The organism is Embleya sp. NBC_00896 (genome assembly GCF_045207785.1).
Classification (GTDB): Bacteria; Actinomycetota; Actinomycetes; order Streptomycetales; family Streptomycetaceae; genus Embleya.
The window spans coordinates 5,329,430-5,352,962 of record NZ_CP108776.1 but is presented as its reverse complement, the minus strand read 5'-3'; the positions used below and the strand labels follow the sequence as shown (position 1 = coordinate 5,352,962).

The following is a 23,533-nucleotide window of genomic DNA, read 5'->3' as shown; positions in this document are numbered from 1 at the left end:
CCGGCGCTTGAGGACAACCAAGCCCGGCCGGCGTTTGAGGCCACCAGCCCGCCCGGCGCTTGAGGGCAACCAAGCCCAGCCGGCGCGTGAGGCCACCACCCGCCCAACGACTACCGCCGCGCGAGGTCCGCCGCGCCGACCAACCCCGCCGCACTACCCAACGTCGCCACGAAGACCTCCGCCCCGGGCCGATGCCCCCGCCGCAGCACACTGCGGTAGGTCTCCAACGCGGGAACGAGCAACAGGTCCCCCGCATCCGAGACCCCGCCACCGATGACGAACGCCGCCGGATCAAGCACGGCCGACAAATCGGCGAGCCCCTGCCCGAGCCACGCCCCGACCTCCCGAAACGCCGCCACCGACACGGGATCGCCCAACAGCGCCGCCTGCGTCACGTGCGGCCCCTGGATACCCGCGGGCGTACCGTCGCCGAGCGCGAGCAGCTTCTCCGCCGCCTCCGGCAACCCCGCCGCCCGGTCCCGCGCGAAGCGCGTGAGCGCGCTGCCGCTCGCGTACTGCTCCCAGCAGCCGTAGTTGCCGCACGGACACGCGATGCCGTCCGGGACGACCCGCATGTGCCCCGGTTCGCCCGCGATCCCGCCGCCGCCCCGGTACAGCTCCCCGCCGAACACGATCGCTCCACCGATACCCGTGCCCACGGTCACGCACATCACATTGGTCTGCCCTGCGGCGGCACCGAACCGGACCTCGGCCCAGGCCGCGGCGTTGGCGTCGTTCTCGACCACGACCGGGAGGCCGATCAGGCCCTCCATCCGGTCCCGCAACGGCTCGCCGACCCACGCGCCCACGTTCGCCGAGAACAGCACGGTCGACCGGTCCGCCCCGATGAACCCGGCGGCGCCCAGCCCGACCGCCTCCACGACATGGTTGCGCCGCAGCGTGGCAACCGCCTCGGCGATGACCCGCGCGGTCGCATCGGCGTCCTTGGGGGTTGCGACCTTGAGCCGATCGAGGATCACCCCGTCGGCGTCGACCACGCCCGCGAGGATTTTGGTGCCACCGATATCGACACCGATCGTGAGTCCCATGTCGTCCCAAGCTCGTTCGCGTGCATTGCCCCGCAACGGATCGTACTGGTCCGACACCCGGCCTTCCCCCACCCGTACGCCTGCCGGCCACCGGTACGACACGTCGGGACGCGGCCCGGCCGTCGCCACGATCTACTCGTCGTCGAGCCGAATCCGCTCGGTCTCGGCCGGCTTCGCGGCCCACCGGCGCTCCCGGTCGCCCACGAAGGCCCGATACGCGGAGGCCAACTCCGCCCCCGCGGCGGCGAGATGCGCGGCGACCTCCGGATGCCTGCGCGCGACCTGTTCGCGCACCGCGCCGGCCTGATCCACCAGCGACTCGGCGAACTTGCGCGCTTCCTCGGCCAACCGCGCCGCCGGCGGCTCGCCGTCCCTGCCGTCCGCCCCGGTCAGCGACTCGGCCAGCTTGCGAGCCTCCTCCCCGAGCCGCGCCCAGGGATCGACCCGCTCGGCACCGTCGTCCTCCGCGGCCTCGGCCTCCGACCCTCCCGCATCCCCCGGAGCACCCGGAGCACCCGGAGCACCCGGGGTACCCGGGGTACCCGGGGTACCCGGGGCACCCGGGGCACCTGCCGCGCCGGAAGCACCAGGAGCACCAGGAGCACCCGCCGATGCCCCCGCACCCTTCGGCACCTCGTCCGTGACATCCGCCCACGCGTCCGCGCCGGCCTCGCCCTTGCCCTTGCCCGTGTCCCGCTCGTCTCGATCCATCCGACGCATTGTGCGCGGTCCTCCCCCTCGAACGCGAGCAGAACGCCCCACAAACAGCCCGAACCCGACACGGAAACGGCATCCCGCACCGAGTCCGGCCCATGCACCCGATCGACGGCACCGACCGGGGCCCGGGGCAGGGCGGGGCAGGGCAGGGCAGGGCAGAGGGATCACGAGTTCACATCGGCTTCGAGATCCGTACGGCCTCGCAGCGATCGCACTCGCACGGCGGGTCATTGGCGGGATAGGCAGGTCGCGGGTCATCCGCGTGGACCTCGTAGTGGTGCGGCGGCTTGAGCACTTCGCGTTCGCCATTGGCTTTGATCCGATAAACGGAAATAGTCATCCCGCTCTCGCCTTGCAGAATTCCCATCGATCACTCCCAAGGGATGAATTGGCGAATCCACTCCCCATCAAACTCCTTCCGGGCTACCGTTGGCTATGGGTGATCAGTCGACAACAATCGGACACATTTCACCCCGCGAACGGTGACGAACGAGAGATGCGATCGCTTGGCGAGAGTTCGCCAAAGCAGACCGCGAAGGGGTACGGGATGGCGACGCGTCGGGAGTCGGAGCCGCCAATGGCGGCATGGATCCACACCTACCTGGGTCGAGAAATCGAACGTTGTCGAGGCGCGAATCGATCGACAGCATGTACTCACCCGGGGAAATCCACCGGAAGCGTGCTTCGTGATGGATGAAGCCGCCTTGCGCCGGCATCCCGATGATCCGGCGGTGATGCGTGAGCAGCTCGAATACATCCTCAAGACGGTGGAACTTCCGAACCTGACCGTTCAACTGGCCCCATTCAGTCGAGGATTGCATGCCATGCTCGACGGCCCGATGACTTTGCCGACGTTCGACGAAGGCGACGATTGCGTCTACGTCGAGCCGGTCGGAGGAGGCATGGTCTACTCCGATGCTGTGGGCGTGGCTTCAGCGAAGCGTCCATACGATGCGCTACGGGCGGAGGGTCTGCCGCCTGCTGGGACCGCACGTCTGATCCGCTCGGTAATGGAGAGCTTGTGAAGAGCGCACAGCACCCTTCCCCCCGTTGGTTCACGTCGTCCTACAGCACGAATCAGGGCGGCAACTGTGTTGAGACCGCTGCCTTCAGGGATTCGATCGGCGTCCGTGACTCCAAGGACCTCGGCGTCGGCCACCTCACCGTCGAGCCCGCCTCGTGGGTGGCTCTGATCGGGTCGCTCAAGAGCCGCTGAATTCGAACGACACACGAGAACGGCCCGGAGGGCTCTTCAGAGCATCCGGGCCGTTGTCGGTTCGCCGCCGCTACCGCGACGTGCGCATCCACACCGCCGGATCCGGCACGAATCGCACCCGCAGCATCCCGTCCCGCAGCCCCGCGCCCTCGATCACGCAGCGCCGCAGCGCCGACGGAAGCCGGAGCAGCCGCCGGTTCGGGCCCACCGTCACGACCAGTTCGTCGCCGCGGCGGAGCAGGTCCAAGTCGTCGCGGTCGGTGCCCGGCAGCGGGAGCAGCAGGATCAGCCGTTCGCCGTCCCGTTCGATCCCGTGCTCGTCGCCGGTGGTACCGCCCAAGCCGACCGGCCCGAAGTGGCCCGCGACATCCGCCAGTTCCGCCGCGCCCAACGGCTCGGCGGCGAGCGTGGGGATCTGCGCCAGCGGCGAGCGCGGGAACAGCGCGCACAACGCGTCCACGGTCTCGCGCGCGACCTCCGCGCGCGCCCGCACCACGGGATCCGGCGAGTCGGCCGCGCCGATCCCGTTGACGATCACGTCCTCGATCCGGTGGCCGTACAGCGCGAGCGCCGAGGCCGCCCGTCGGGCCCCCGCGAGCGCGACCGTCCCGGGCCGCACCACCAGCCGCACCGTGGTCGTGGGCGCGTCCACCAGCGCCCGCAGCGCTTCCAGCTCGATGTTCACCCGCCGGGCCGTGTCGTACACCCAGTCCTCGGGCATCGGCACCCCGGCGACCGCGGCCAGGATCGGCCGCAGCGCCCGCGCCGCCTGCCGCTCGACCGGCAGCAGCCGATCCAGGTAGCGCATCAGGTTCTCGGGCAACGCCAGCATCGGCACCGCACGCCCGGCGGCCGGCAGGTCGACCACGATCAGGTCGTACGCCTGCGCGGCGACCGCCCGCGCCAGCACCCGCAGGGCCAGCACGTCGCCGGCCCCCGGCAGCACGGTGATCTCCTCGGGATCCAGCGGATCCACCCCGACCACCGCGAGCGCCGCGCCCAACTGGCTCTGGACCAACAGGAACTCGCGCTCGAACTCGGCCCGCGCCGCGACCCGCTGCACGGCCAGCTTCGGCAGCGCCTCGACCGGCTCGGGGGTCACCGGCACATCGAGCACGGTGTCCACGTCGCGCGTGCCGTCGGCGGCCAGCAGCAGGGTGCGCCGCCCGGCCCGCGCGGCGGCCACCGCCGTCGCCGTCGCCACGGTGGTCCGTCCGGCGCCAGGGAGGCCCGTGACCAACAGGACCCGCGTCACCGCCGGTTCAGCTCTCGACGCGCTTCTTGAGCCCGGTCAGGGCGCGATCGATGATGACCTTCTCCGCCTTGCGCTTGAGCATCCCCAACATCGGGATCTTGACGTCGACGGTCAGTTCGTACGTGACGTCCGTGCCGCCCGGGATCGGGCTCAGCGCGTAGCGCCCGTCGAGCGCCTTGAGCATCTGGCTCGTGACGAGGGTCCACCGCACCTCGCGGTCGCCGTCCCACGTGTAGCCGAGCACGTGCTCGTCGCTGATCACACCCGCGTCGAGCTTGAACCGCACACGCACCGCGCGCCCGAGCTCTTCGTCGATCTCGAGGACCTCGGTCTCCTTGACCTCGCCGGTCCACTCGGGATAGCCCTCGAACCCCGCGATGACGGCCATGACCTCGGCCGGTGTGGCGTCGATCGTGATGGTCGAGCTGGTCCGTTCAGCCATCGTGAGGAGTCCTCCGGAAGGTCGCTTAGCCGTCATGAACAAACATCGCAGGATGTTTGAGTACAACCGATCCGACCGAAGGCTACCGTGCCCGAACTGCGCGTACGCGGCACCGGCTCACCAGGTGAGGACGTACGGTTTTCCGGTGGCCTGGAAATGCCCCACGTTGACGCATTCGGTACGCCCGATCCGCATCCGCGCGCGCAGCGGTTGATGCACGTGGCCGAACAGCACGAGATCGGGCCGGGTCTCGTGGATCGCCGTCAGCACCGCCTCGCTGCCGCGCTCGAAGCGGCGCGCGACCACGTCGTAGGTCAGGTCGGGGACGGCCGGCGGGATGTGGCAGCACAGCACGTCGACCTTGCCGACCGCGGCGACCTTGGCGGCGTAGTCCTCGTCGGAGATCTCGTACGGCGTGTGCATCGGGGTGCGCAGGCCGCCGCCGACGAAGCCGAAGGTACGGCCGCCGATCTCGACGACCTGCCCGTCCAGCACGGTCACGCCCTCGCGCGCGTAGTCGGGCCACAGGTCGGGCACGTCGACGTTGCCGTAGGTCACGTAGGTCGGCGTCGGGAAGGCCGCGAACAGTGCGGCGTACTGCCGGCGCACCGCGTCCTCGATCGCCGCGCGGGCGCCGCCGGGCACGCCCGCCCACAGCGAGCCGGAGAACACCCGGGCCTCGGTGAACCGCCGGGCGTTGCGCAGCGCGAGCAGCTTGCGGGTGTTGTCGATGCCGAACAGGTCGGTGAAGATGCCGCGGTCGAGGTCGTGGTAGTCGAGGAAGAGCACGAGGTCGCCCAGGCACACCAGCGCGTCGGCGCCCTCGCCGGCGCGGGCGAGTGCCTCGGCAGCGCCGTGGACATCGCTCACCACGTGGACCCGCATGCCTGTCACTTTACTGACGGCCCGGAACCGAAACCGACGCCCGAAGGGGGTTGTCTCCGTCACACACGCTCACGTGGTGAATCGATACTCTCGACATGCGCGGCCGAACCGGGACGGATGGACCATCGGTGTCCGGACGGGGTCCGAGTCGATCCGGCCGTGGGCTTGTCCGTAGCGTGAGACGGGGCACAGGATCCTCGCGACCCCTGTCCCACAGACCTACTTGCCAGTAACGTCTGCCCCCGTCAAAGAATCGGCAAGACAGACAAACGGCAAACGGCAGCGTCGGAGACCGGCGCCGAGACCGCAACGAGGAGCATCAGTGCGCGAGTGCAGCGTCCCGGCCCTGGCCGAGGTTCCCCCCGAGGGAAACCTGACCGACCTCATCAAGCGCAACGCCGCGGAGGCACCTCACGTCGCCGCGCTCGCCCGCAAGGTGGGCGGACGCTGGACCGACGTGACGTCCACCGGGTTCCTGGCGGAGGTGTACGAGGCCGCCAAGGGTCTGATCGCGGCGGGCATCGAGCCCGGCGACCGGGTCGGGCTGATGTCCCGTACCCGGTACGAGTGGACCCTGTTCGACTTCGCGATCTGGTGCGCGGGCGCGATCTCGGTCCCCGTGTACGAGACGTCCTCGGCCGAGCAGATCGAGTGGATCCTGTCCGACTCGGGCGCGCGCGCGGTGATCGTGGAGAACGCGGCGCACGAGAGCGCGGTCGAGCGGGCGCGAGAGCGGCTGCCCGAGCTCAAGCACGTATGGCGGATCGACGAGGGCGAGGGCGAGGCCGCCGTGGCCGCGCTGACCGCCGGCGGGCGCGACGTGAGCGACGCCGTGGTCGAGGAGCGCAGCGCGACCCTGCGGGCCGACTCGATCGCGACCATCATCTACACGTCGGGCACCACCGGACGGCCCAAGGGCTGCATCCTCACGCACGGCAACTTCCAGGCGGAGCTGGCCAACGTGGTCGCACTCCTGAACAAGCTGTTCGTCCCGGAGAAGTCGAGCTGTCTGCTGTTCCTGCCGCTCGCGCACGTGCTCGGCCGGATCCTGGAGATCGGCTGCGTCATGGCGCGGGTGCGCGTGGCGCACTGTCCGGACGTCAAGCAGCTCACCACCGAACTCGCGTCGTTCAAGCCGACGTTCGTGCTCGCGGTGCCGCGCGTGTTCGAGAAGGTCTACAACTCGGCCTCGGCCAAGGCGCAGGCCGACGGCAAGGGCAGGATCTTCGACATGGCCGCGGACACGGCCATCAAGTACAGCGAGGGCATGGACGGCGCGAGCATCAGCCTGGGCCTCAAGCTCAAGCACAAGGTGTTCGACAGGCTCGTCTACGGCAAGCTGCGCGCGGCGCTCGGCGGCCAGGCCACGCACGCGATCTCCGGCGGCGCGCCGCTGGGCACCCGGCTCGGACACTTCTTCCGCGGCATCGGCTTCACCGTGCTGGAGGGCTACGGCCTGACCGAGACCACGGCCGCGCACACGGTCAACCCGGCGGACGGGATCCGGATCGGCACGGTCGGTCGGCCGGTACCGGGTTCGGCCGTGCGGATCGCCGAGGACGGCGAGATCCTGGCCAAGGGCCCGAACGTGTTCACCGGCTACTGGAAGAACGAGGCGGCCACCGCCGACGCGTTCGAGGACGGCTGGTTCCACACCGGCGACATCGGCGTCCTGGACGACGAGGGCTTCCTGACGGTCACCGGCCGCAAGAAGGAGATCCTGGTCACCGCGGGCGGCAAGAACATCGCGCCGGCCGTGATCGAGGACCGCATCCGGGCCCACCCGCTGATCAGCGAGTGCATGGTCGTCGGCGACCGCCGCCCGTTCGTGGCCGCGCTGATCACCATCGACCCGGAGACCTTCCCGACCTGGAAGGAACAGAACGGCAAGTCCGCCGAGGCGACGGTCGCCGACCTCGCCGACGACCCGGACCTGCTCGCCGCCGTCCAGGACGCGATCGACGAGGGCAACAAGGCCGTCTCGCGCGCCGAGGGCGTCCGCAAGTTCCGCATCCTGAAGATCAACTTCACCGAGGAGAGCGGCCACGTGACGCCGTCCCTCAAGCTCAAGCGCAACCTCGTGCTCAAGGACTTCGAGCAGGACATCGAGAGGATCTACGAGGGCTGAGCACCCCACCTTCGCGACGGCCTCGGCGTCGTGGGCCCGGCACTGTGCCTCGGGCCCACGACGCCGCGGTCGTTCGCCGCAGGTCATGCGCGGGTCATTGCCGCGCGTCGGGGTCCTCACGGAGGTCCGCATCGCGGTCCGTACCGAGGTCGGAACCGAGGTCGGAACCGAGGTCCGTGCCGAGGTCCATGCCGAGGCCCGCATCGGGGTCCAGGAGGCCCTTGAGCCGGCCCGACAGCAGGTCCCAGCGCCACTCCTTCTCGACCCAGCGCCGACCCGCCGCGCCCATCCGGGCCGCCTTTTCCGGGTCGGCGAGCAGCTCCGCGACGCGTTCGGCGACGGCGACGGGCGAGCGGCCGTTCACGACGTAACCCGTCTCGCCCTCCAGGACCGCGTCCGGCGCGCCGCCCGAGTCCCCGGCGACCACCGGCCGGCCCACCGCGGACGCCTCCAGGTAGACGATGCCCAGGCCCTCGACGTCCAGGCCCTTGCGGCGGGTGCGGCAGGGCATCGCGAACACGTCGCCCGCCTCGTGGTGCGCGGGCAGTTCCGCCCACGGCACCGCGCCGGTGAACACCACCGAGTCGCGCACCCCGACCTCGTCGACCATGGCCTCCAGCCTGCCGCGGTACGGGCCGGCGCCGACGATCAGCAGCGCCGCGTCCGGGACCCGGCGCCGGATCCCGGGCAGCGCGTGGATCAGGACGTCCTGCCCCTTGCGCGGCACCAGGCGCGACACGCAGACCACGACCGGACGGTCCGTCAGGCCGTGCCGGGCCCGCACCTCGGCCCCGCCGACGCCCGGCCGGAACACGTCCTCGTCGACGCCGGGCGGCAGTTGGACCATCCGGGCGGCCGCCGCGGGGGTGAGTGCCGGGGCGATCTTGGACCGGGTGTACTCGCCCAGGTAGGTGACGGTGTCCACGCCCTCGCCGATCCGCCGCAGCAGCTGCCGGGCGCCGGGCAGGACGGCCCACCCCGCCTCGTGCCCGTGGGTCGTGGCGACGAGCCGCTCGACGCCCACCGCGCTCAGGCGGGGGGCCATCAGCCCCAGCGGCGCCGCCGCGCCGAACCAGGCCGTGTCGCAGCCCTCCGCGCGCGCGATCGCGCAGGCCTTGCGGATCGCGCCGGGCGTCGGCACCAGCATCGGCGTCCGGTCGCGCACGACCGGGAAGGGCTGGGCCGCGTCGAACGCGGCCATCTCGGCCCGGTCCTTCCACGACGACGTGTAGACGACGACGCCGTCCGCCAGCAGGCGCAGGGCCATGGAGTGCACGAAGGACTGGATGCCGCCGGGACGCGGCGGGAAGTCGTTGGTGACGATCAAGGTCTTCATCACGATCGAGGATCCCAGACCACGAGGCCGGCGCTCTGTACGATCCGTCGGTGAGCTCTCGGCCGTTCCATCCCCGCGGACCGCTCGGCACCCCATGGAACGCGTTGTGGACCGTCGCCCTCGTCTGGACGGCGACGCGGTTGCTCCTGCTGCTGACGGTGCTGGACGTGCTGCCCAACCCATGGCCGTTCGTGGTCGGCGACGCGGAGGCCATCTACCGCGAGTGGTTCCACGTGCTGCGCTCGGGGACGTTCCCGGTCGACGACGTGCGCTGGCAGTACCCGCCGGGGGCCGCGGGGGTGATATTGCTGCCGGGGCTGCTGCCGTTCGACTACGCGACCTCCGTGTACGTGCTGATGGTCGCCGCCGACGCGGTCGTGCTCACCCTGCTGGTGCGCGCGTGGCGGCGCGGCGCGTCGCCGTACGGCGCGTACCTGTGGGTGGTGGCGGTGCCGTTGCTCGGGCCGATAGTGCTTGCTCGCTACGACCTCGCGGCGACCGCGCCGACGGTGGCCGCGCTGGTGCTGATGGGCGGTCGGCGCACCGACCGGGACCGGGCCGCGGGCGTGCTCGCGGGCATCGCGGCGGCGGTCAAGGTGTGGCCCGTGTTGATCTTCGTCGGCGTGCGCGGGTGGGCCCGGACGGGGCGGGTGTACGCGTGGGTGCTGATCGGCGGCGCGGCCGTCGTGCTCGGCTTCGCCGCGCTGCTGCCCGGCGCGTTCGCGTTCCTGGGGTTCCAGTGCGAACGCGGCATCGAGGTCGAGTCGGTGCTCGCGGTGCCGTTCCACGTCGCGTCCTGGTGCGGTTGGAGCGGCCGGATCCAGGAGAGCTACGGCTCGCTGGAGTTCCACGGGCCGTACATCCTCGCGGTCGGCCGACTGAGCCTGCTCGCGAGCGCCCTGGGCTTGGGGTGGCTGGTGCTGTGGCGGCTGACGGCCCGTCGGTTCACCGGCACGACGGCGTGCGACGCGGCGTTGTGCGCGGTGCTGATCTTCGTGGTGACGAGCCGGGTGATCAGTCCGCAGTACCTGGTGTGGCTGATCGGTCTGGCGGCGGTGTGCCTGCTGCAGCGGGACACAACGCAGCGGCCGGTGGCGCTGCTGATCCTGTGCGCGTTGCCGCCGACGCTGCTCGAATTCCCGATCTGGTTCGGCGAACTGCTGGGCAGCCGCCCGCACGCGGTGCTCGCCCTGGGCGTGCGCAACGGTCTGCTCGTGACGGCGGCGGTGGTGTCGGCGACACGGCTGTGGCGGGCGAGTCGCGAGCCGGTCGTGCCGGTGCACGGGCCGGACGAGGTGGCGGCAGGTGCCATGGCGCGGCGGCCGGCGGCCGAAACGGCGGTGTAGGAAGTCGGGGCGGCACGCCGGCCGGCCCGACCTACCCCTCAACGTGCAGACGGGCCCAGTCGCGGGCCAGTGCGATGCGCTCGGGGGCGGACGGGTGTGAGCCGAAGAGGATTTGCAGGACCGGATTCGGGGTGACGTTGGAGCGGTTCGCGACCGCGAGTCTGTGCTGCATGCGGATGAACGCGTCCGGGTCGCGGGTGAGGTCGAGCGCGTGCACGTCGGCACGGGCCTCCAGGCGCCGGCTGATCAGCATCTGGCCGGGCCCCGACAGCGTGCCCAGCACCGCGACCACCGCGAGCAGCAGGGCGAGCGAGCGCGGATCGCCCGCGGAGTCCGCGCCGGCCCGGCGCAGCAGCGGCGGCCACGTCATCAGCAGGCCCACCGCGCACACCCCGGCCGCGAGCGCCGCCGCGCCGATCAGCGTGCCGTGCAGGACGTCGTTGCGCTTGGCGTGGCCCAACTCGTGCGCGACGATCAGCTCGACCTCGCGCGGATCCGCGTCCCGCACGGTGGTGTCGTAGACCACGATCCGCCGGGTCGACCCGAACCCGGAGACGTACGCGTTGAGCGCGGTCGTCCGCCGCGAGGCGTCCGCGACCAGGACGTCCCGCACCGGCACCCCGTCCCGCTCGGCCAGTTGGATGAGCGACGTGCGCAGCGGCCCGTCGGGCATCGACTCGAACTTGTTGAACGCCGGTTCGACCAGCAGCGGGTACAGGAACGAGATCGCCACCACCAGCAGCGCGCCGCCGCCGGCCGCGAGCAGCCAGCCGGCCCGGGGCAGCGCGCGGATCAGCGCGTACAGCGCGAGCACGACCACCAGCAGCAGACCGGTGGACATCGCGAAGCTCTTGGCCACGTCCACCCACCAGCCCGCCCAGGTCTGCACGGACAGCCCGTACCGGCGCCGGACCACCTCCAGGCGGGCCGCGAACGGCAGCGTCACGAGCCGGCCCACCAGCGCGAGGGCGAGCCCGCCGAGCAGGATCCTCCACACCCATCCGCCGCCGAGCGGTCGCGCGACGGTCTGCACGATCCAGGCGCCGGCGGGGGTCAGGCCCAGGACCAGGGCCACCACGAGCGACAGCGCCATCGAGAGGTAGGCGGGCGGGCGCGCGGCCCGCGCGAGGGCGCGCCCGCGGGCGATCTCGGCCGCGGTGAAGTCGCGGGCCGCGTCGGGATGTCCGAATCCCCCGGGCGGTTCGGGCAGCGGCCGCCACGGTGTGGTGACCGCGATCGCCACCAGCAGGGCCACGCCCGTGCAGATCAGGCAGATCAGCAACAGCCTCTGGACCGACATGCCCGCCGCGCCCCCGTCATTCGGCCTGCGTCCGCAGGTAGTCGATCCACGTCTTGGTGAAGGCGTCCGGGTTGGTGGCCAGGACGGACACCATCGCCGACGCGAGCGCCGAGGGCGGGTCGGGCGCACCGACACCCGGCGGCGGTTCGGCGCCGAGCGCGCGGTACAGCTCGACCAGCTTGTCCCGGCCCCACCGTTCCGCGATCAGTTTGCACGCCAGCCAGCCCATCTCGTACGCCTGGGGCAGTTCTTCCTGCGTGGTCTCGAAGCTCGCGTCGGTGGGCAGCCGTGCCGGGACCTTGCCCGCCTTGACGTCGCGGCGCAGCTCCGGGGCGGCCGTGCGCATGGTCTGGGCCGAGTCGAGGTAGCCGATGTAGTCCGCGAAGCCCTCGGACAGCCAGGTCGGGGTCCACGAGCGGGTGAACGAGCGGCTCGCGACGTGGGTGATCTCGTGCACCATCACCACCCGGCGCTCCAGGTCGCCGAGCTCGCGGAAGGCGTCGGGGTTGACGATGACCCGGTCGGCCGGGGCGGCGGACGCGGAGGCGCCGCGCTCGCCGGTGGTGACGGCGGCGATCCGGGCGTACTTGCTCGGTTCGGCGCCGAGCAGGCGGGCCATCTGGGCCTGCGTCGCGGGCACCACGACGACGGTGCGCCCGGGCCACGACTGGCCCCAGACCCCACTGACGGCGGGCGCGGCCCGGTCGGCGTCCTGGGCGAACCGGCGCAGCACGGCGCGCGTACCGATGCCCAGGACCGTGCTGTGCGTGCCCTGGACGACCGTGACCGGGCCCAGGTCCCACAGCTGGGTGGGGGTGCGCATGCCGGCCGCGGCGCCGTCGGTGTCGGCCGCCAGGAACCACTCGCCCGAGCGCAGCACGAAGGTCAGGTATTGCGGCACGCGCACGGGTGTGACGTCGTGTCCGGTGATCCGGTACAGGAGGTCGACCTGCGCGGTGAAGGTCGGCGCGGCCAGGGCGCTCGCGCGGGCGGCCGACAGCTCGAACGCGCCGGGTGTGACGATCTCGTACTCCCACCCGGCGAACGGCACCTCGGCGATGTTGTCGAACACGCCGACCTGGGTCTGCCGGAACGCGGCGTCCTGCGGGTCGAGCGTGGCCGCGAACGCCTCACGGTCGCGGGACAGGAACGCGGCGGAGCGTCGCTCCAGCAGCGCGGCGATCGCTATCCGGCGAGCGTTGGCGTGTTGTTCGTCGGCGTTGGTGGAGGGTTGTCCGGGCGAGCCGAACACCCTGTCGTGCGCGCGTTGCGACGTCGAGGACGTGGCGTCGACGACGAACCCGGTGACCCCGAGGACGGCCCCGAGCTGTGCGAGCGCGCACAGCACGACCAGGACGGGCAGCAGGCTGCGGATCCGGCGCGCGGCCCGACTGGGGTCATCCACGTGGTCGATCGTAACGTGGGCGGGCCGGGTCCGGCCGGGCGTAGTCCATCAATCACGCCGAAAAGGGTCACCTGTCGCGGTCCGCCGGTCGCCGAACGCTCACGATTTCGCCGCTTTCGCGCATATACGTACCGACCGCCGCGAGCATTTCCTCGGCCGCGAACAGGCGCAGCGCGGTCAGCGTCTCCTCGTCGAGTTCCGTGTACTCGGGGCGCTCGGGGTATTCGGCGAAGTCGCCGTGCTCGCCATTTTCCGCCGAATAGGATAATTCGGACGGTATGTCGGAATCGATGGATCGAGCGCTGATCAGGGCCGGCCCGATCGAGGCCGGAATGGCGCAGCCGGCGCCGGCGCGCCCTCGGCCGCGGTGCGTACGACAGGCGATGCGCATGTGGCTCCTCCCCTTTCGTCGACTTTCCCCGTCAACGGTAGGGAGCGGCACCGACACGCGGTGCGGTCAGCTGCGGGTGAGCCTGCGCAGCAGCATCGTGGAGGGCACCGGGCGCGCGCCCGCCTTGCGGATGCCGTCGGCGACCTCGCGGTCGGTGGAGACCACCACCACCGGGCGGCCCGGCGGCTCCGCGCGCACCAGCCGGCGGATCAGCTCGTCGGCGGTCTCCCCCGGCTTGCTGAACATCACCCGCACCCCGCGCGCGGGGGCCAGCAGCACCGGGGCGTCCAGTTGCGCGCCGTCGAACACGCACGTCACCTCGCACCCGGTCTGCGCGGCGAGCCCGGTCAGCCCGCCGATCAGCCGGTCGCGCTGCTTGTTCAGCGCGAGCGTCGGATAGCCGGTCTTGGTCACGTTGTAGCCGTCGATCACCAGGTGCGCCTGCGGCAGCGCCAGCAATTGGTCGAGCAGTGCCGGGTCGTCGCCTTCGAGCGCGCGCTGCGCGATGTCCTTTATCCCGGACGCGCCCGGGACGACGGCGTCCACGGTGTCGGCCGGCCTGATTCCCACCGGCGGCAGCGCGAGCTCGCGACGCAGACCCTGGGCCGCCTCCAGGACGGTGTCCAGGAGCAGCCGCACCCGGGTGTCCTCCATGCTGCGCCCCTCGCGGGCCGCCCGGCGGCTCGCCTCCAGGGCCGATTCCACCTCGGACACCCGGCCGCGCAACCGGCGCGCCTCCTTCTCGGCGGCGGCTACGGCGGCCTGGGCCTCGACCCGGACGGCGTCGAGCTCGGAGCGGGCCCGGCGGGCCTCCTTCTCCTCGTGCTTGGCGCTGCCCTGTAGGCCGCGCACCTGGCGGCGCAGGTGGTCGGCCTCCTTGCGGGCCGTCTCCAACTCCGCGCGCAGCCGTTCGTGCTCGGTCTTGGAGGCCGCGCGCAGCACGCCGACCTCGTGTTCCAGGCGGGACATCGCCTCTGCGGCCTCGGCCTCCGCACGGTCGGCGGCGGCCTCCTTGGCGGCGTCGCCGGCGGTCTCGATCAGCCGGACCCAGCCGCGGGGGCGGAGCAGGTACGCGGCGGTGGCGACGTCGAGCGGGTCGGCCGCGGCGGGCACCTTGCCGGCTTCCAGCGCCTCGGAGATCTCGGGCAGGCCCTTGCGGAAGCGCTCCGCTATGCGCTGCCGGAAGACCGGGTCGTTCTCCAGCGCGGCGGCCAGCGGCGTCGCGGCGTACTTGGCGCGGCGCTGGTGGGTGAAGCGGGCGAAGCGGCGCAGCGGGCCGGGAACCTCGTCGGCGGTCATCGTGCCGAGCGCGTCGGCGGCCACGGAGATCACCCGCATCCGGACGGCCTCGGGCAACGGCCCGGAGAGCGCCTCGGGCTCGGCGGCCTCCGCGGCCTCGGGCTGCTCGGCGGGTCCGGCCGGCTCGGCGCACTCCACCCGCTCGGCGGGCGCCACGAGCGGGGCGGGTTCCTCGGGCTCGGCGGCCGTCGCCGGTTCGGCGGGCACGGGCTCCACACGGTCGACGTCGGCCTCGGTCGGCTCGCCGTCGGCCTGCGCAGCGGTCCGGGACTGCGCGTCGAGGTCGGGCTCGGCGGCCGGCACCGCCTCGGCGGCGTCGGCGGCGTGCGCAGGCGTGACCTCGTCCGCGCGGGTATCCGGTCCGCTCACTGCTCCTCCGGTCCTTCCCGTTCCCTTGAGGCCCCTCCCCGCGTCACCGTTTCCGGAACGCCGACGCCCTGATCATGGCGCGTTCCGGGGCGAGGACGGCCTCGCCGGGCCGCCCCGATGCCGAAACGATGCACAGTCCCATTGTCGCCGTTCGGTCCCGCCGACCGGTGTCGGCGGGATCAGCTCGCGTCGGGGCGCGCCACCAGCTCGACGGAGTCGGTCGCGTTGCACCAGCGGCAGCGCACCGACTCGATCTCGTCGGAGAGGATCTCGCGCTCCTCGACCCGCGCCGCGCCGGCGAGGTCGAGGTGGGTGAACTCGACGGCCCTCGTGGTCCGCGTGACGTCGAAACGGGTCAGGTTGCCGCACAGCGAGCAGCGCCACCGGGTGTCCTCGGTGGGGGCCTGGATCGACATGCGTGTTCCCTTCCTGTTCTTGGCTGCGAACCTTTTCCGGATCGCGAGTTGTCCGCGTACACCCATGATGCCGGGCTGCGAGAGGTACCTGGGCGCGGCCGTGTCAGGCCGGAAACGTACCGTCCGGTACATGAGCAGCACCGCGCACCGGGATTGCCGGTCACGAGGTTCGGCGGGTCAGGGCTTGCCGGCGGCCGACTCGCCGCGGCGTCCCCGCCCGCCGGACAGTATCGTTCCGGGCCACGAGTTGCGAACCACGGCCGGGTCCCGAGCGGCCCGCGACGAGGTCGAGCGGCAGGTGTTCACGGTCGTCGACCTGGAGACGACCGGCCTGGATCCGCAGGAGGCGCGGATCACCGAGATCGCCGCGGTGCGCCTGCGCGGCCCCGACCGACTGGGCGAGTTCGCGACGCTCGTCTCCCCCGGCGTCCCGATCCCGGAGTTCATCACCGACCTGACCGGGATATCCGACGACCTGGTGGCCGACGCGCCGCCGCTGCGGCTCGTGCTGCCGGCATTCACGCGTTTCGCCGAGGGCGCCATCCTGGTCGCCCACAACGCCCCCTTCGACGTGGGCTTCCTGCGTACCGCCAGTACCGCGTGCGATCGGCCCTGGCCGGAGTTCCCGGTCGTGGACACGCTCGCGCTCGCCCGCGCGCTGCTGCCGCCGGGCACGGTGCCGAACATGCGCCTGGGCACGCTCGCGCGGTTCTTCGAGGCCCCCGCCGATCCGACCCACCGGGCCCTCGCCGACGCCCGGGCCACCGCGCACGTGCTGCGCGCGTTCATCGGGCGGATGCACGAGAGCGGCCGGCACGAGCTGTCCGATCTGCTGGCACTCGGCCGGCCTCGGGCGCCGCAAACCGTGCCGAACGGGTGACGCCCGGGCGTGTCGGTCGCCCATTCGCCCACTGTCCCTGCCCCGATCCCGACCCCGGGTGACGATCGGGGCATGGCGATTCCGGTCCGCGATCGGCCCCCGACGCCGCGAGCGCCGGTGGTCACCTACGCGCTGATCGCGATCAACGTCGTGGTCTTCCTGCTCGGCCCGGTGTCCGGCTTCGGCCCTCGCGCGGCCACGTTCGAGCAGCAGGTGTGCGCCGAGGCGCGCTACTTCCGTCTGCACGGCGCGATCCCCGCAGAGTTGCTGACGAACCGGCCGCTCGGCCACCCGTCCCGGGTCGTGGGCACCGACCGCGGACCGGTCGTCTGCGCCCCCACCGACCCGGGCGCGAAGATCCCGGTCCGGTCGGCCCTGTTCGCGCTGTTCGTGCACGGCGGTTGGCTGCACCTGTTCGGCAACCTGCTCTTCCTGTACGTGTTCGGCGCGCACGTGGAGAACCGGATGGGCCGGATCCGATTCACCTTCTTCTACCTGCTGACCGGGTGCGTCGCGACCTACGGCTACGCCGCGACGGCGCCGGACTCGGTACAGCCGCTGGTCGGCGCGTCCGGCGCGATCGCGGGCGTGCTCGGCGCGTACCTGTGGCTGTTCCCCAGGGCCCGGGTCACGAGCCTGGTGCCGGCGCTGTTCTTCGTCCCGCTGCGCTTCCCGGCGTGGGTCGTCCTGGGCTGCTACTTCGGCGTGCAGGGGCTCTATCTGCGGGGCATCGGCGTCGAGGGGGACGCCGTGTACGCGTACGCGGCACATCTGGTCGGCTTCGCGGTCGGCTTCGGATACGCGTGGTTGCGCTACCGGCACCGCCCGGCGGCCCCGTGGCGACTAAGCTCGGGCACCTTGTCGTCGAGAGCCGGAGGACTGCCCCGTGATCACCGCGATCGTGCAGGTCAAGACGCGCGTGGACCAGACCCCGGAGATCGCGGAGGCGATCGCCGCGATCGAGGGCGTGAGCGAGGTCTACTCGGTGACCGGTGAGTTCGACCTGATCGCCATGGTGCGCGTCCGCGCCCACGACGACCTGGCCGAGGTCATCCCCGGTCGCCTCAACAAGGTCCCGGGTGTGGAGGCCACCACGACCCACATCGCCTTCCGTACCTATTCCCACCACGACCTCGAAGCGGCCTTCGCCATCGGCCTGGAGTAGGTCTCCCGGGCGGCCGCCGCTCAGGCCGGCAGCCCGCGGGGACCGCGGGGGTCCGAGTCCGGGACGCAGCGACCGCCGTCGACCGTGTAGCTCCAGCGCGCACCCCGCCGCACGAGTTCGCGGACGGCGGCGGCGAACCGGTCGAGGTGCTCGACGGGCGTGCCCAGACCGAAGCTGACCCGGATCGCGTTGAGGTTCTGCTCACCCTCGGGCGCGTCCGGGGACCCACACTCGGTCGGCTGGTCGGCCCGTCCGCCGAGCAGGTGCCGCACCAGCGGGTGCGCGCAGAACAGCCCGTCCCGCACGCCGATTCCGTATTCGGCCGACAACACCGCGGCGAACCGCGAGCTGTTCCACCCCTCGACCACGAACGACAGCACGCCCACGCGCGCCGACTCCGGACCGAACAGCTCCAGCGTCCGCACCTCGGGGATCTCCGCGAGCCGGGCGCGCAGTCGCGCCAGCAGCGCCTCCTCGCGCGCGACCAGCGCGTTCGGCCCGGCCTCGGTGATCGCCCGACAGGCCGACGCGAGCGCGTAGGCCCCGATCACGTTCGGCGAACCCGCCTCGTGCCGCGCGGCGCCGCGGTTCCACTCGACGTGGTCCAGCGTCACGGCCTTGCTCGCGCCGCCGCCCGCGAGGTACGGCTCCGCGGCGTCGAGCCAGTCGGCCCGCCCCGCGAGCACGCCCGATCCGAACGGCGCGTACAGCTTGTGCGCCGACAGTGCGATCCAGTCGACGTCCAGGTCCTCGACCGACACCGGGTGGTGCGGCGCGAGCTGCGCGGCGTCGAGCACGATCCGCGCGCCGTGCCGGTGCGCGACCTCGGCCAGCTCGGCGACCGGGAAGATCTCGCCGGTCACGTTCGACGCGCCGGTCACGCACACCAGGCGCGGCCCGTCGCCGGACCCGGCCAGCGCCGCCTCGAGCGTCGCGATCGCCTGCTCCGGCGAGGACGGCGCGGCCAGCTGGGTCACCCCGGCGTGCCGGCGCCACGGCAGCAGCGCCGCGTGGTGCTCGGTCGCGAAGACGAACACCCGGGTGCCGCGCGGCAGTACGGAGGCGAGCAGGTTGAGCGAGTCGGTGGTGCCGCGGGTGAACAGGAGCGTGTCGTCCGCCCGCAGCCCGAGGAACTCCGCGACGGTGGCGCGGCTCTGCTCGTACAGGTCGGTGGACAGCTGCGAGAGGTAACCGGCGCCGCGGTGCACGCTGCCGTAGTAGGGCAGGTAGGCGGACACGTCGTCCCACACCCGCTGTAGACACGGCGCGCTCGCCCCGTAGTCGAGCGCGGCGTACTCGACCTCGCCGCCGGTCACCAGCGGAACGAGCACGTCCCGGCCGACCACGGGCAGCGGCGCGGCGATCGCGACGTCACAGTCGAGGGGGGAGGCGGCGGAGGCGGAAGCGGTGCTGACGGTCATGGCGAAACTCCTCGGCAGGCTCGAACCACCGACGCCCCTCTCGATGTCGATACATCGACATGAGTGGAGGGCTGGCGATCCGCTGTGAAATGTGGTCTCGGAAAAGCGACGCGCGACTATTCAGCGCGTACGGAATGGGCGAATTGCCCGTTTCGAGAAAGAGATTTCACGCCATCACATGCTCCCCAGGTACAGGACCCCGGGTCGCATCGAGCGATGCCTGCCGTCATACGAGGGGTCCGCGCTTGCCAGGGCGCCTTGCGACGCCTGACCGTGTCATCACCCGGGGCACCCCACCGCGGAGCGAGGGTTGCCGGACAGCAAGCCGGGGCTTTCCACTGTCACTCGTGACCTGCGCAGAATTATTACCAGAGGGATCGCTTTGCGCAACGACGAACCCATCGGTTCCACATACTGGACACCCGGCACCTCACCCGCGATCGCCGAACGGACCCTCCCGAGCCCGCCCGACTCCCCCCGGCCCGCCCGGCGTTCGAGGGCAACCGGGAGCGGGCCACGTCGAGCCCGTCCGGCGATCGGGGACGGCACCGCGATGCGCGCCCTACCCGCGCGCGAACCCCCGCGTCGTCTCCACCCAGCGCTCGAGCGCCGCGTGCGCCGCGCCCGAGTCGATCGCCTCGGCGGCCCGCTCGATCCCGGTCGCCAGTTGCTGGGTCAGCGACCCCTCCCCGGTGCCGAGCGCGGCCAGCGCCGCGGCCGAGTTCAACAACACCGCGTCCCGCACCGGCCCTTGCGCGCCCGCGAGCAGCTTGCGCGCGACCTCCGCGTTGAACGCCGCGTCACCGCCCCGCAGCGTCTCGATCCCGTTGAGCGCGATCCCCAGGTCGCGCGGGTCCACCCGGTCCTCGCGCACGTCGCCGTCCCGCACGATCCACACCTGCGACGTGGTCGTGACGGTCAGCTCGTCCAGCCCGTCGTCGCCGCGGAACACCAGTGCGGTGGCGCCCCGATCGGCCAGCACACCGGCCACGATCGGCGCCATCCGCAGGTCCGCGACCCCGATCGCGTGGAACCGCACCCGCGCCGGGTTGGTGAGCGGGCCCAGGAAGTTGAACGTGGTCGGCACCCCCAGCTCGCGCCGCGCCTGCGCCGCGTGCCGAAGCGCCGGGTGGAAGCGCTGCGCGAAGCACAGCGTGATGCCCGCCTCGGCCGCCGTCCGGGCCACCTGTTCCGGCGTCAGATCCAGCACCACGCCGAGCGCTTCGAGCACGTCGGCGGCCCCGCTCGACGAGGACGCCGCGCGGTTGCCGTGCTTGACCACCGTCTCGCCGGTGCCCGCGACCACGATCGCGGACATCGTCGAGATGTTCACGGTCCGCGCGAGGTCGCCGCCGGTGCCGACGATGTCGACCGTGCGACCGGGGACCTCGATGGTCGACGCGTGGGCGTACATCGCCTGCACCAGGCCCGAGACCTCGTCCACGGTCTCGCCCTTGGCCCGCAGCGCGACCACGAAGCCGGCGACCTGCACCGGCGTGGCCTCGCCGGTCATGATGTGGTCCATCGCCCACGCGGTCGCGTCGGCGGGCAGGTCGTCGCCACGCATGAGCGTCGCGAGGATGTCCCGCCAGGAACGGTCCGCCGGGTTGCCACCGCTCTTGTCGGCCGAGATCGAGGCACCCATGGTCCGCTCCCGCTGTGTCATCGGATAAGTCCGCGACAGCGTACCGACCACACCTCGCCTCACCGGTGCCTTATCCCGACCCGTGGACAGCCCCGCCGCCCCAGCGCCTCCTAGGCCGGCTGACGCCCCGCGATTCGGTCGCGCATCAGGCCCGCCGCCGCGTCCGCGAGCGTGCGCGGGTCGAGCGGGTGCGCGACCACCGCGTCCGCGCGACACCACGTCGCCAGCCACGCGTCCTGCGGGCGGCCGACCAGGGTCAGCACGGGCGGGCAGTGGTAGATCTCGTCCTTGAGCTGACGGCACACCCCCATGCCGCCGGCGGGAGCGGTCTCCCCGTCCAGGATCACCAGGTCGATGCCGCCCTTGTCCATCGCCTCGATCACCGCGGGCTCGGTGGCGCACTCCAGGTACTCGACGAACGGCACGTCGACGGCGGGCCTGCGCCCGAGCGCGAGGGTGACTTTCCGTCGGGTGTTGCGGTCGTCGCTGTACACGAGGACGGTCATGGTCTCGCCGCGCGTCATGTCCACCTGCCTGTGTCTAGGTACGGGACAACACTCGAATCCGACCCGGATGTTAGCGCCTTTCGCGACGAGAATGTGTGTCTCGTCACGCTCCCGTCCCGCTCGCCGTCACCCGCGCGCGAGGACCTCGTAACCCGCCGCGTCCCCGCCCAGCCGCTGCGCCAGGCCCGCCATCCGGGTCCGCTCGCGGGCCGGCTCGAGGCCGGTGAGCACCTGCTGCCGCGCGATGCGCACCCGCAGCGGCCGCTCGGTCGGGTCCACCACGTCCACCGCCCACCCGTCCGGCGCCAGGATCCGGACCGCCTCGGCGACCGCCGCGTCGTCGGGCAGGGTCAGCACGTGCCGCATCACGAACGGGCCGGTCTCCACCGCCACCCCGGCCGCACGCAGCTCCGCGACCACCGCCGAGTCGGCGCGCGCGGGGTCGAAGCAGGATCCGACCACGGTGAGGGTGCCGTCGTCGACGAGCACGGGTTCGGGCTCGGGGCGCCGCCGGCGAAGGAACCGTTCGAGGATCATGCGGCGACGCTACTCGGCGGCGTCGGCGAGCCGCGGTTCGACCCCGTGTGCGACCCGGACGGTCGAGTCGGCGTCCTCCGTTCGGGCAGAGTCACTCGGAAGAGTGCTCTTCTCGACGGGTTTTCCGGCGGCCTCGACGCCGTCGTCCGAGGCCTCCCCGGCCGGTGCCGCCTCGCGCGCCAACCGCTCGTCGCGGGCCTTGCGACCGGCCTCGATCAGTTCGAGTCGATCGAGCCTGCGGTCCTCGCGCACCGCCTCGCGTTCGGACGCCCTGGCCCATTGCACGAACAGCACGAGGAAGACCAGCAGCCCGATGATGTCGCCGCTGCCCCACAGGATTCCGCCCGCCGTGCCCTGATCGGACAGCGGACTCGCGCCCCACTCCCGACCGAGGTCGTTGTACCAGTCACCGGCCAGGACGGTGGAGGAACTCATGATCGCGATGCCCAGCCACGCGTGGAACGGCAATGTCGCGAACACCGCGAGCAGCCGCATCGGATAACCGGGACGCGGCATCGGGTCCAACCCCAGGAGTGGCCAGAACCACATGCAGCCGATGATCACGAAGTGCACGTGATTCATGTCGTGCATGAAGGTGTTCCGCAGCGTGAGCTCATACCAGGGCGTGAAGTACAGGGCGAACGGGTTGAGCACGAAGATGAAGCCCGCGAACGCCGGGAAGGTCACGACCTTGCCGAACCTGCTGTGCAGGAGCGCGTTGAGCCGGTTGCGCCACTTGATCGGCAGGGTCCGCAGGGCGAGGGTGATGGGCGCCCCGAGGGCCAGGAAGATCGGCGTGATCATCGCCAGCACCATGTGCTGGACCATGTGCACGCTCAGCAGCACGGTGTCGTAGGCGGCCAGCGCCGACTCGGTCGCGAGCAGGAACGTGCCCAGCCCCAGACCCAGGAAGGAGAAGCTCCGCCACCGCGACCACGAGTCCCCCCGGGCCCTGAGCTTGTGCACGCCGTACAGATAGAGCCCGCCGAAGAGCATCGCGACCAGGATCGGGATCGGCTCGAACACCCACCCGGTCAGGAGCCGAATGGGGGTCAGTTCCGGCGGTACGTTCCCGGGTGTCGCGTGTGCCAGAAACACCCCGGCGTCGCCTGTAGAGCCACTCACGGAACCAGAGCCTAACCCGGACACGTTGTACAAAGGTTGCCCCCCGAAGTGTGGGCAGATCCGGCGACCGCAATAATGGCCGCCGTGGCGACAGCAACTTCACTAGAAACCGGGCCCTCACACGGGACTCTCAACCGTCCCAACTTGGTCAGCATCGGCACGATCGTCTGGTTGGCGTCGGAGCTGATGTTTTTCGCGGCCCTGTTCGCGATGTATTTCACCATCCGGTCGGTCACCGGCCAGGACGCATGGCGTGAGCACGCCAGTGAGCTGAACATCCCGTTCTCGACGGGCAACACGACGATCCTCGTGCTGTCCTCGCTCACTTGCCAGCTCGGCGTCTTTGCGGCCGAACGCGGTGACGTCAAGAAGCTCCGCATGTGGTTCGTGATCACCTTCGTTATGGGCGCCGTCTTCGTCGGCGGCCAGGTGATGGAGTACACGGAGCTGGTCAAGGAGGGTACGACTCTTTCGTCGTCGGCTTACGGTTCGGTCTTCTACCTGACCACCGGCTTCCACGGCATGCACGTGACAGGCGGTCTCATCGCCTTCCTGCTGATCCTCGGACGCACCTACGCGGCTCGCAGGTTCACGCACGAACAGGCCACGGCCGCAATCGTCGTCTCGTACTACTGGCACTTCGTCGACGTGGTCTGGATCGGTCTGTTCTTCACGATCTACGTCATCAGGTAGACGACCC

At 71.6% G+C, this 23,533-nt stretch carries 25 protein-coding genes and 1 riboswitch; of the genes, 8 read left to right on the top strand and 17 right to left on the bottom strand.

Annotated elements, in window-relative coordinates; genetic code table 11:
• Positions 1–110: 110 nt before the first annotated feature.
• The 3 genes from OG928_RS24305 to OG928_RS24295 all read right to left on the bottom strand — a co-directional run bounded on the left by OG928_RS24305 (position 111) and on the right by OG928_RS24295 (position 2,133).
• Positions 111–1,049 carry an ROK family glucokinase gene (locus OG928_RS24305; RefSeq protein WP_406287299.1) on the bottom strand — a complete coding sequence of 313 codons (939 nt, stop codon included), beginning with the start codon at positions 1,047–1,049 and terminating at the stop codon, positions 111–113.
• A gap of 132 nt (positions 1,050–1,181) precedes the next feature.
• Positions 1,182–1,760, bottom strand: a complete 579-nt coding sequence (locus OG928_RS24300; protein WP_406287297.1) for a DUF5304 family protein — start codon at positions 1,758–1,760, stop codon at positions 1,182–1,184.
• Between the two features lie 178 nt (positions 1,761–1,938).
• Entirely contained in the window at positions 1,939–2,133 is a 195-nt protein-coding gene (locus OG928_RS24295; RefSeq protein WP_406287295.1) for a hypothetical protein, read from the bottom strand.
• Positions 2,134–2,248: 115 nt separating this feature from the next.
• Between OG928_RS24295 and OG928_RS24290 the strand changes: the two genes are divergently transcribed.
• Positions 2,249–2,791: a DUF5753 domain-containing protein gene (locus tag OG928_RS24290; RefSeq protein WP_406287293.1), complete on the top strand. Its 543-nt coding sequence runs from the start codon at positions 2,249–2,251 to the stop codon at positions 2,789–2,791.
• Positions 2,788–2,982 carry a DUF397 domain-containing protein gene (locus OG928_RS24285; RefSeq protein WP_406287291.1) on the top strand — a complete coding sequence of 65 codons (195 nt, stop codon included), beginning with the start codon at positions 2,788–2,790 and terminating at the stop codon, positions 2,980–2,982. The genes OG928_RS24290 and OG928_RS24285 overlap by 4 nt, the downstream gene beginning before the upstream one ends.
• Before the next feature lie 70 nt (positions 2,983–3,052).
• Here OG928_RS24285 and OG928_RS24280 read toward each other — a convergent pair whose 3' ends face one another.
• The 3 genes from OG928_RS24280 to OG928_RS24270 form a co-directional block, all read right to left on the bottom strand.
• The gene (locus OG928_RS24280; protein ID WP_406287289.1) at positions 3,053–4,237 is read right to left on the bottom strand and encodes an ArsA family ATPase; all 1,185 of its coding nucleotides are present in this window, start codon (positions 4,235–4,237) and stop codon (positions 3,053–3,055) included.
• A 7-nt stretch (positions 4,238–4,244) separates the two neighbouring features.
• On the bottom strand, positions 4,245–4,679 hold the full coding sequence (locus OG928_RS24275; RefSeq protein WP_406287287.1) for an SRPBCC family protein: 435 nt from the start codon (positions 4,677–4,679) through the stop codon (positions 4,245–4,247).
• Positions 4,680–4,796: 117 nt separating this feature from the next.
• Positions 4,797–5,564 (bottom strand): metallophosphoesterase, encoded by a 768-nt coding sequence (locus tag OG928_RS24270; protein WP_406287285.1) that lies wholly within the window; start codon positions 5,562–5,564, stop codon positions 4,797–4,799.
• A 322-nt stretch (positions 5,565–5,886) separates the two neighbouring features.
• On the opposite strand from OG928_RS24270, the gene OG928_RS24265 reads away from it, so the two are divergent.
• On the top strand, positions 5,887–7,692 hold the full coding sequence (locus OG928_RS24265; protein WP_406287283.1) for an AMP-dependent synthetase/ligase: 1,806 nt from the start codon (positions 5,887–5,889) through the stop codon (positions 7,690–7,692).
• A 94-nt stretch (positions 7,693–7,786) separates the two neighbouring features.
• Here OG928_RS24265 and OG928_RS24260 read toward each other — a convergent pair whose 3' ends face one another.
• Positions 7,787–9,028 carry a glycosyltransferase family 4 protein gene (locus OG928_RS24260; RefSeq protein ID WP_406287281.1) on the bottom strand — a complete coding sequence of 414 codons (1,242 nt, stop codon included), beginning with the start codon at positions 9,026–9,028 and terminating at the stop codon, positions 7,787–7,789.
• Between the two features lie 50 nt (positions 9,029–9,078).
• Between OG928_RS24260 and OG928_RS24255 the strand changes: the two genes are divergently transcribed.
• Complete coding sequence (locus tag OG928_RS24255) at positions 9,079–10,374, top strand: glycosyltransferase 87 family protein (RefSeq protein WP_406287279.1); 1,296 nt, start codon at positions 9,079–9,081, stop codon at positions 10,372–10,374.
• Positions 10,375–10,405: 31 nt separating this feature from the next.
• On the opposite strand, the gene OG928_RS24250 is transcribed toward OG928_RS24255, so the two are convergent.
• The 5 genes from OG928_RS24250 to OG928_RS24230 form a co-directional block, all read right to left on the bottom strand.
• The gene (locus tag OG928_RS24250; protein WP_406287277.1) at positions 10,406–11,674 is read right to left on the bottom strand and encodes a M48 family metallopeptidase; all 1,269 of its coding nucleotides are present in this window, start codon (positions 11,672–11,674) and stop codon (positions 10,406–10,408) included.
• A gap of 16 nt (positions 11,675–11,690) precedes the next feature.
• Entirely contained in the window at positions 11,691–13,079 is a 1,389-nt protein-coding gene (locus OG928_RS24245; protein ID WP_406287275.1) for a hypothetical protein, read from the bottom strand.
• 67 nt (positions 13,080–13,146) lie between these two features.
• Positions 13,147–13,470: a hypothetical protein gene (locus tag OG928_RS24240; RefSeq protein WP_406287272.1), complete on the bottom strand. Its 324-nt coding sequence runs from the start codon at positions 13,468–13,470 to the stop codon at positions 13,147–13,149.
• 66 nt (positions 13,471–13,536) lie between these two features.
• On the bottom strand, positions 13,537–14,925 hold the full coding sequence (locus OG928_RS24235; protein ID WP_406291164.1) for an NYN domain-containing protein: 1,389 nt from the start codon (positions 14,923–14,925) through the stop codon (positions 13,537–13,539).
• 392 nt (positions 14,926–15,317) lie between these two features.
• Positions 15,318–15,554: a hypothetical protein gene (locus OG928_RS24230; protein ID WP_406287270.1), complete on the bottom strand. Its 237-nt coding sequence runs from the start codon at positions 15,552–15,554 to the stop codon at positions 15,318–15,320.
• A 247-nt stretch (positions 15,555–15,801) separates the two neighbouring features.
• Between OG928_RS24230 and OG928_RS24225 the strand changes: the two genes are divergently transcribed.
• The 3 genes from OG928_RS24225 (at position 15,802) to OG928_RS24215 (ending at position 17,599) form a co-directional block, all read left to right on the top strand.
• On the top strand, positions 15,802–16,434 hold the full coding sequence (locus OG928_RS24225; protein ID WP_406287268.1) for an exonuclease domain-containing protein: 633 nt from the start codon (positions 15,802–15,804) through the stop codon (positions 16,432–16,434).
• Between the two features lie 72 nt (positions 16,435–16,506).
• Entirely contained in the window at positions 16,507–17,430 is a 924-nt protein-coding gene (locus OG928_RS24220) for a rhomboid family intramembrane serine protease (RefSeq protein WP_406287266.1), read from the top strand.
• Positions 17,321–17,599, top strand: a complete 279-nt coding sequence (locus tag OG928_RS24215; protein WP_406287265.1) for an Lrp/AsnC ligand binding domain-containing protein — start codon at positions 17,321–17,323, stop codon at positions 17,597–17,599. The genes OG928_RS24220 and OG928_RS24215 overlap by 110 nt, the downstream gene beginning before the upstream one ends.
• A 20-nt stretch (positions 17,600–17,619) precedes the next feature.
• On the opposite strand, the gene OG928_RS24210 is transcribed toward OG928_RS24215, so the two are convergent.
• The 5 genes from OG928_RS24210 to OG928_RS24190 all read right to left on the bottom strand — a co-directional run bounded on the left by OG928_RS24210 (position 17,620) and on the right by OG928_RS24190 (position 22,833).
• The gene (locus OG928_RS24210; protein WP_406287263.1) at positions 17,620–19,020 is read right to left on the bottom strand and encodes an aminotransferase class V-fold PLP-dependent enzyme; all 1,401 of its coding nucleotides are present in this window, start codon (positions 19,018–19,020) and stop codon (positions 17,620–17,622) included.
• Positions 19,021–19,256: 236 nt separating this feature from the next.
• Positions 19,257–19,373, bottom strand: a riboswitch (SAM riboswitch).
• Between the two features lie 209 nt (positions 19,374–19,582).
• Entirely contained in the window at positions 19,583–20,665 is a 1,083-nt protein-coding gene (trpD, locus tag OG928_RS24205) for an anthranilate phosphoribosyltransferase (RefSeq protein WP_406287261.1), read from the bottom strand.
• Between the two features lie 110 nt (positions 20,666–20,775).
• The gene (locus OG928_RS24200) at positions 20,776–21,189 is read right to left on the bottom strand and encodes a hypothetical protein (RefSeq protein ID WP_406291162.1); all 414 of its coding nucleotides are present in this window, start codon (positions 21,187–21,189) and stop codon (positions 20,776–20,778) included.
• Between the two features lie 108 nt (positions 21,190–21,297).
• Positions 21,298–21,708 carry a hypothetical protein gene (locus OG928_RS24195; RefSeq protein ID WP_406287259.1) on the bottom strand — a complete coding sequence of 137 codons (411 nt, stop codon included), beginning with the start codon at positions 21,706–21,708 and terminating at the stop codon, positions 21,298–21,300.
• A gap of 9 nt (positions 21,709–21,717) precedes the next feature.
• Positions 21,718–22,833, bottom strand: coding sequence for a cytochrome c oxidase assembly protein (locus OG928_RS24190; RefSeq protein ID WP_406287257.1), 1,116 nt, complete (start codon positions 22,831–22,833; stop codon positions 21,718–21,720).
• A gap of 75 nt (positions 22,834–22,908) precedes the next feature.
• Between OG928_RS24190 and OG928_RS24185 the strand changes: the two genes are divergently transcribed.
• Positions 22,909–23,526, top strand: a complete 618-nt coding sequence (locus OG928_RS24185) for a heme-copper oxidase subunit III (protein ID WP_406291160.1) — start codon at positions 22,909–22,911, stop codon at positions 23,524–23,526.
• The last annotated feature ends 7 nt before the right edge of the window (positions 23,527–23,533 follow it).

What these genes read in the sequence shown, in the direction of transcription:
- OG928_RS24305 (WP_406287299.1), bottom strand. Translation starts at nt 1,049, where the DNA reads ATGGGACTCACGATCGGTGTCGATATCGGTGGCACCAAAATCCTCGCG.
- OG928_RS24185 (WP_406291160.1), top strand. Translation starts at nt 22,909, where the DNA reads ATGGCCGCCGTGGCGACAGCAACTTCACTAGAAACCGGGCCCTCACAC.
- trpD (WP_406287261.1), bottom strand. Translation starts at nt 20,665, where the DNA reads ATGGGTGCCTCGATCTCGGCCGACAAGAGCGGTGGCAACCCGGCGGAC.
- OG928_RS24230 (WP_406287270.1), bottom strand. Translation starts at nt 15,554, where the DNA reads ATGTCGATCCAGGCCCCCACCGAGGACACCCGGTGGCGCTGCTCGCTG.
- OG928_RS24220 (WP_406287266.1), top strand. Translation starts at nt 16,507, where the DNA reads ATGGCGATTCCGGTCCGCGATCGGCCCCCGACGCCGCGAGCGCCGGTG.
- OG928_RS24270 (WP_406287285.1), bottom strand. Translation starts at nt 5,564, where the DNA reads ATGCGGGTCCACGTGGTGAGCGATGTCCACGGCGCTGCCGAGGCACTC.
- OG928_RS24240 (WP_406287272.1), bottom strand. Translation starts at nt 13,470, where the DNA reads ATGCGCATCGCCTGTCGTACGCACCGCGGCCGAGGGCGCGCCGGCGCC.
- OG928_RS24200 (WP_406291162.1), bottom strand. Translation starts at nt 21,189, where the DNA reads ATGACGCGCGGCGAGACCATGACCGTCCTCGTGTACAGCGACGACCGC.
- OG928_RS24275 (WP_406287287.1), bottom strand. Translation starts at nt 4,679, where the DNA reads ATGGCTGAACGGACCAGCTCGACCATCACGATCGACGCCACACCGGCC.
- OG928_RS24210 (WP_406287263.1), bottom strand. Translation starts at nt 19,020, where the DNA reads ATGACCGTCAGCACCGCTTCCGCCTCCGCCGCCTCCCCCCTCGACTGT.
- OG928_RS24295 (WP_406287295.1), bottom strand. Translation starts at nt 2,133, where the DNA reads ATGGGAATTCTGCAAGGCGAGAGCGGGATGACTATTTCCGTTTATCGG.
- OG928_RS24260 (WP_406287281.1), bottom strand. Translation starts at nt 9,028, where the DNA reads ATGAAGACCTTGATCGTCACCAACGACTTCCCGCCGCGTCCCGGCGGC.
- OG928_RS24300 (WP_406287297.1), bottom strand. Translation starts at nt 1,760, where the DNA reads ATGGATCGAGACGAGCGGGACACGGGCAAGGGCAAGGGCGAGGCCGGC.
- OG928_RS24250 (WP_406287277.1), bottom strand. Translation starts at nt 11,674, where the DNA reads ATGTCGGTCCAGAGGCTGTTGCTGATCTGCCTGATCTGCACGGGCGTG.
- OG928_RS24195 (WP_406287259.1), bottom strand. Translation starts at nt 21,708, where the DNA reads ATGATCCTCGAACGGTTCCTTCGCCGGCGGCGCCCCGAGCCCGAACCC.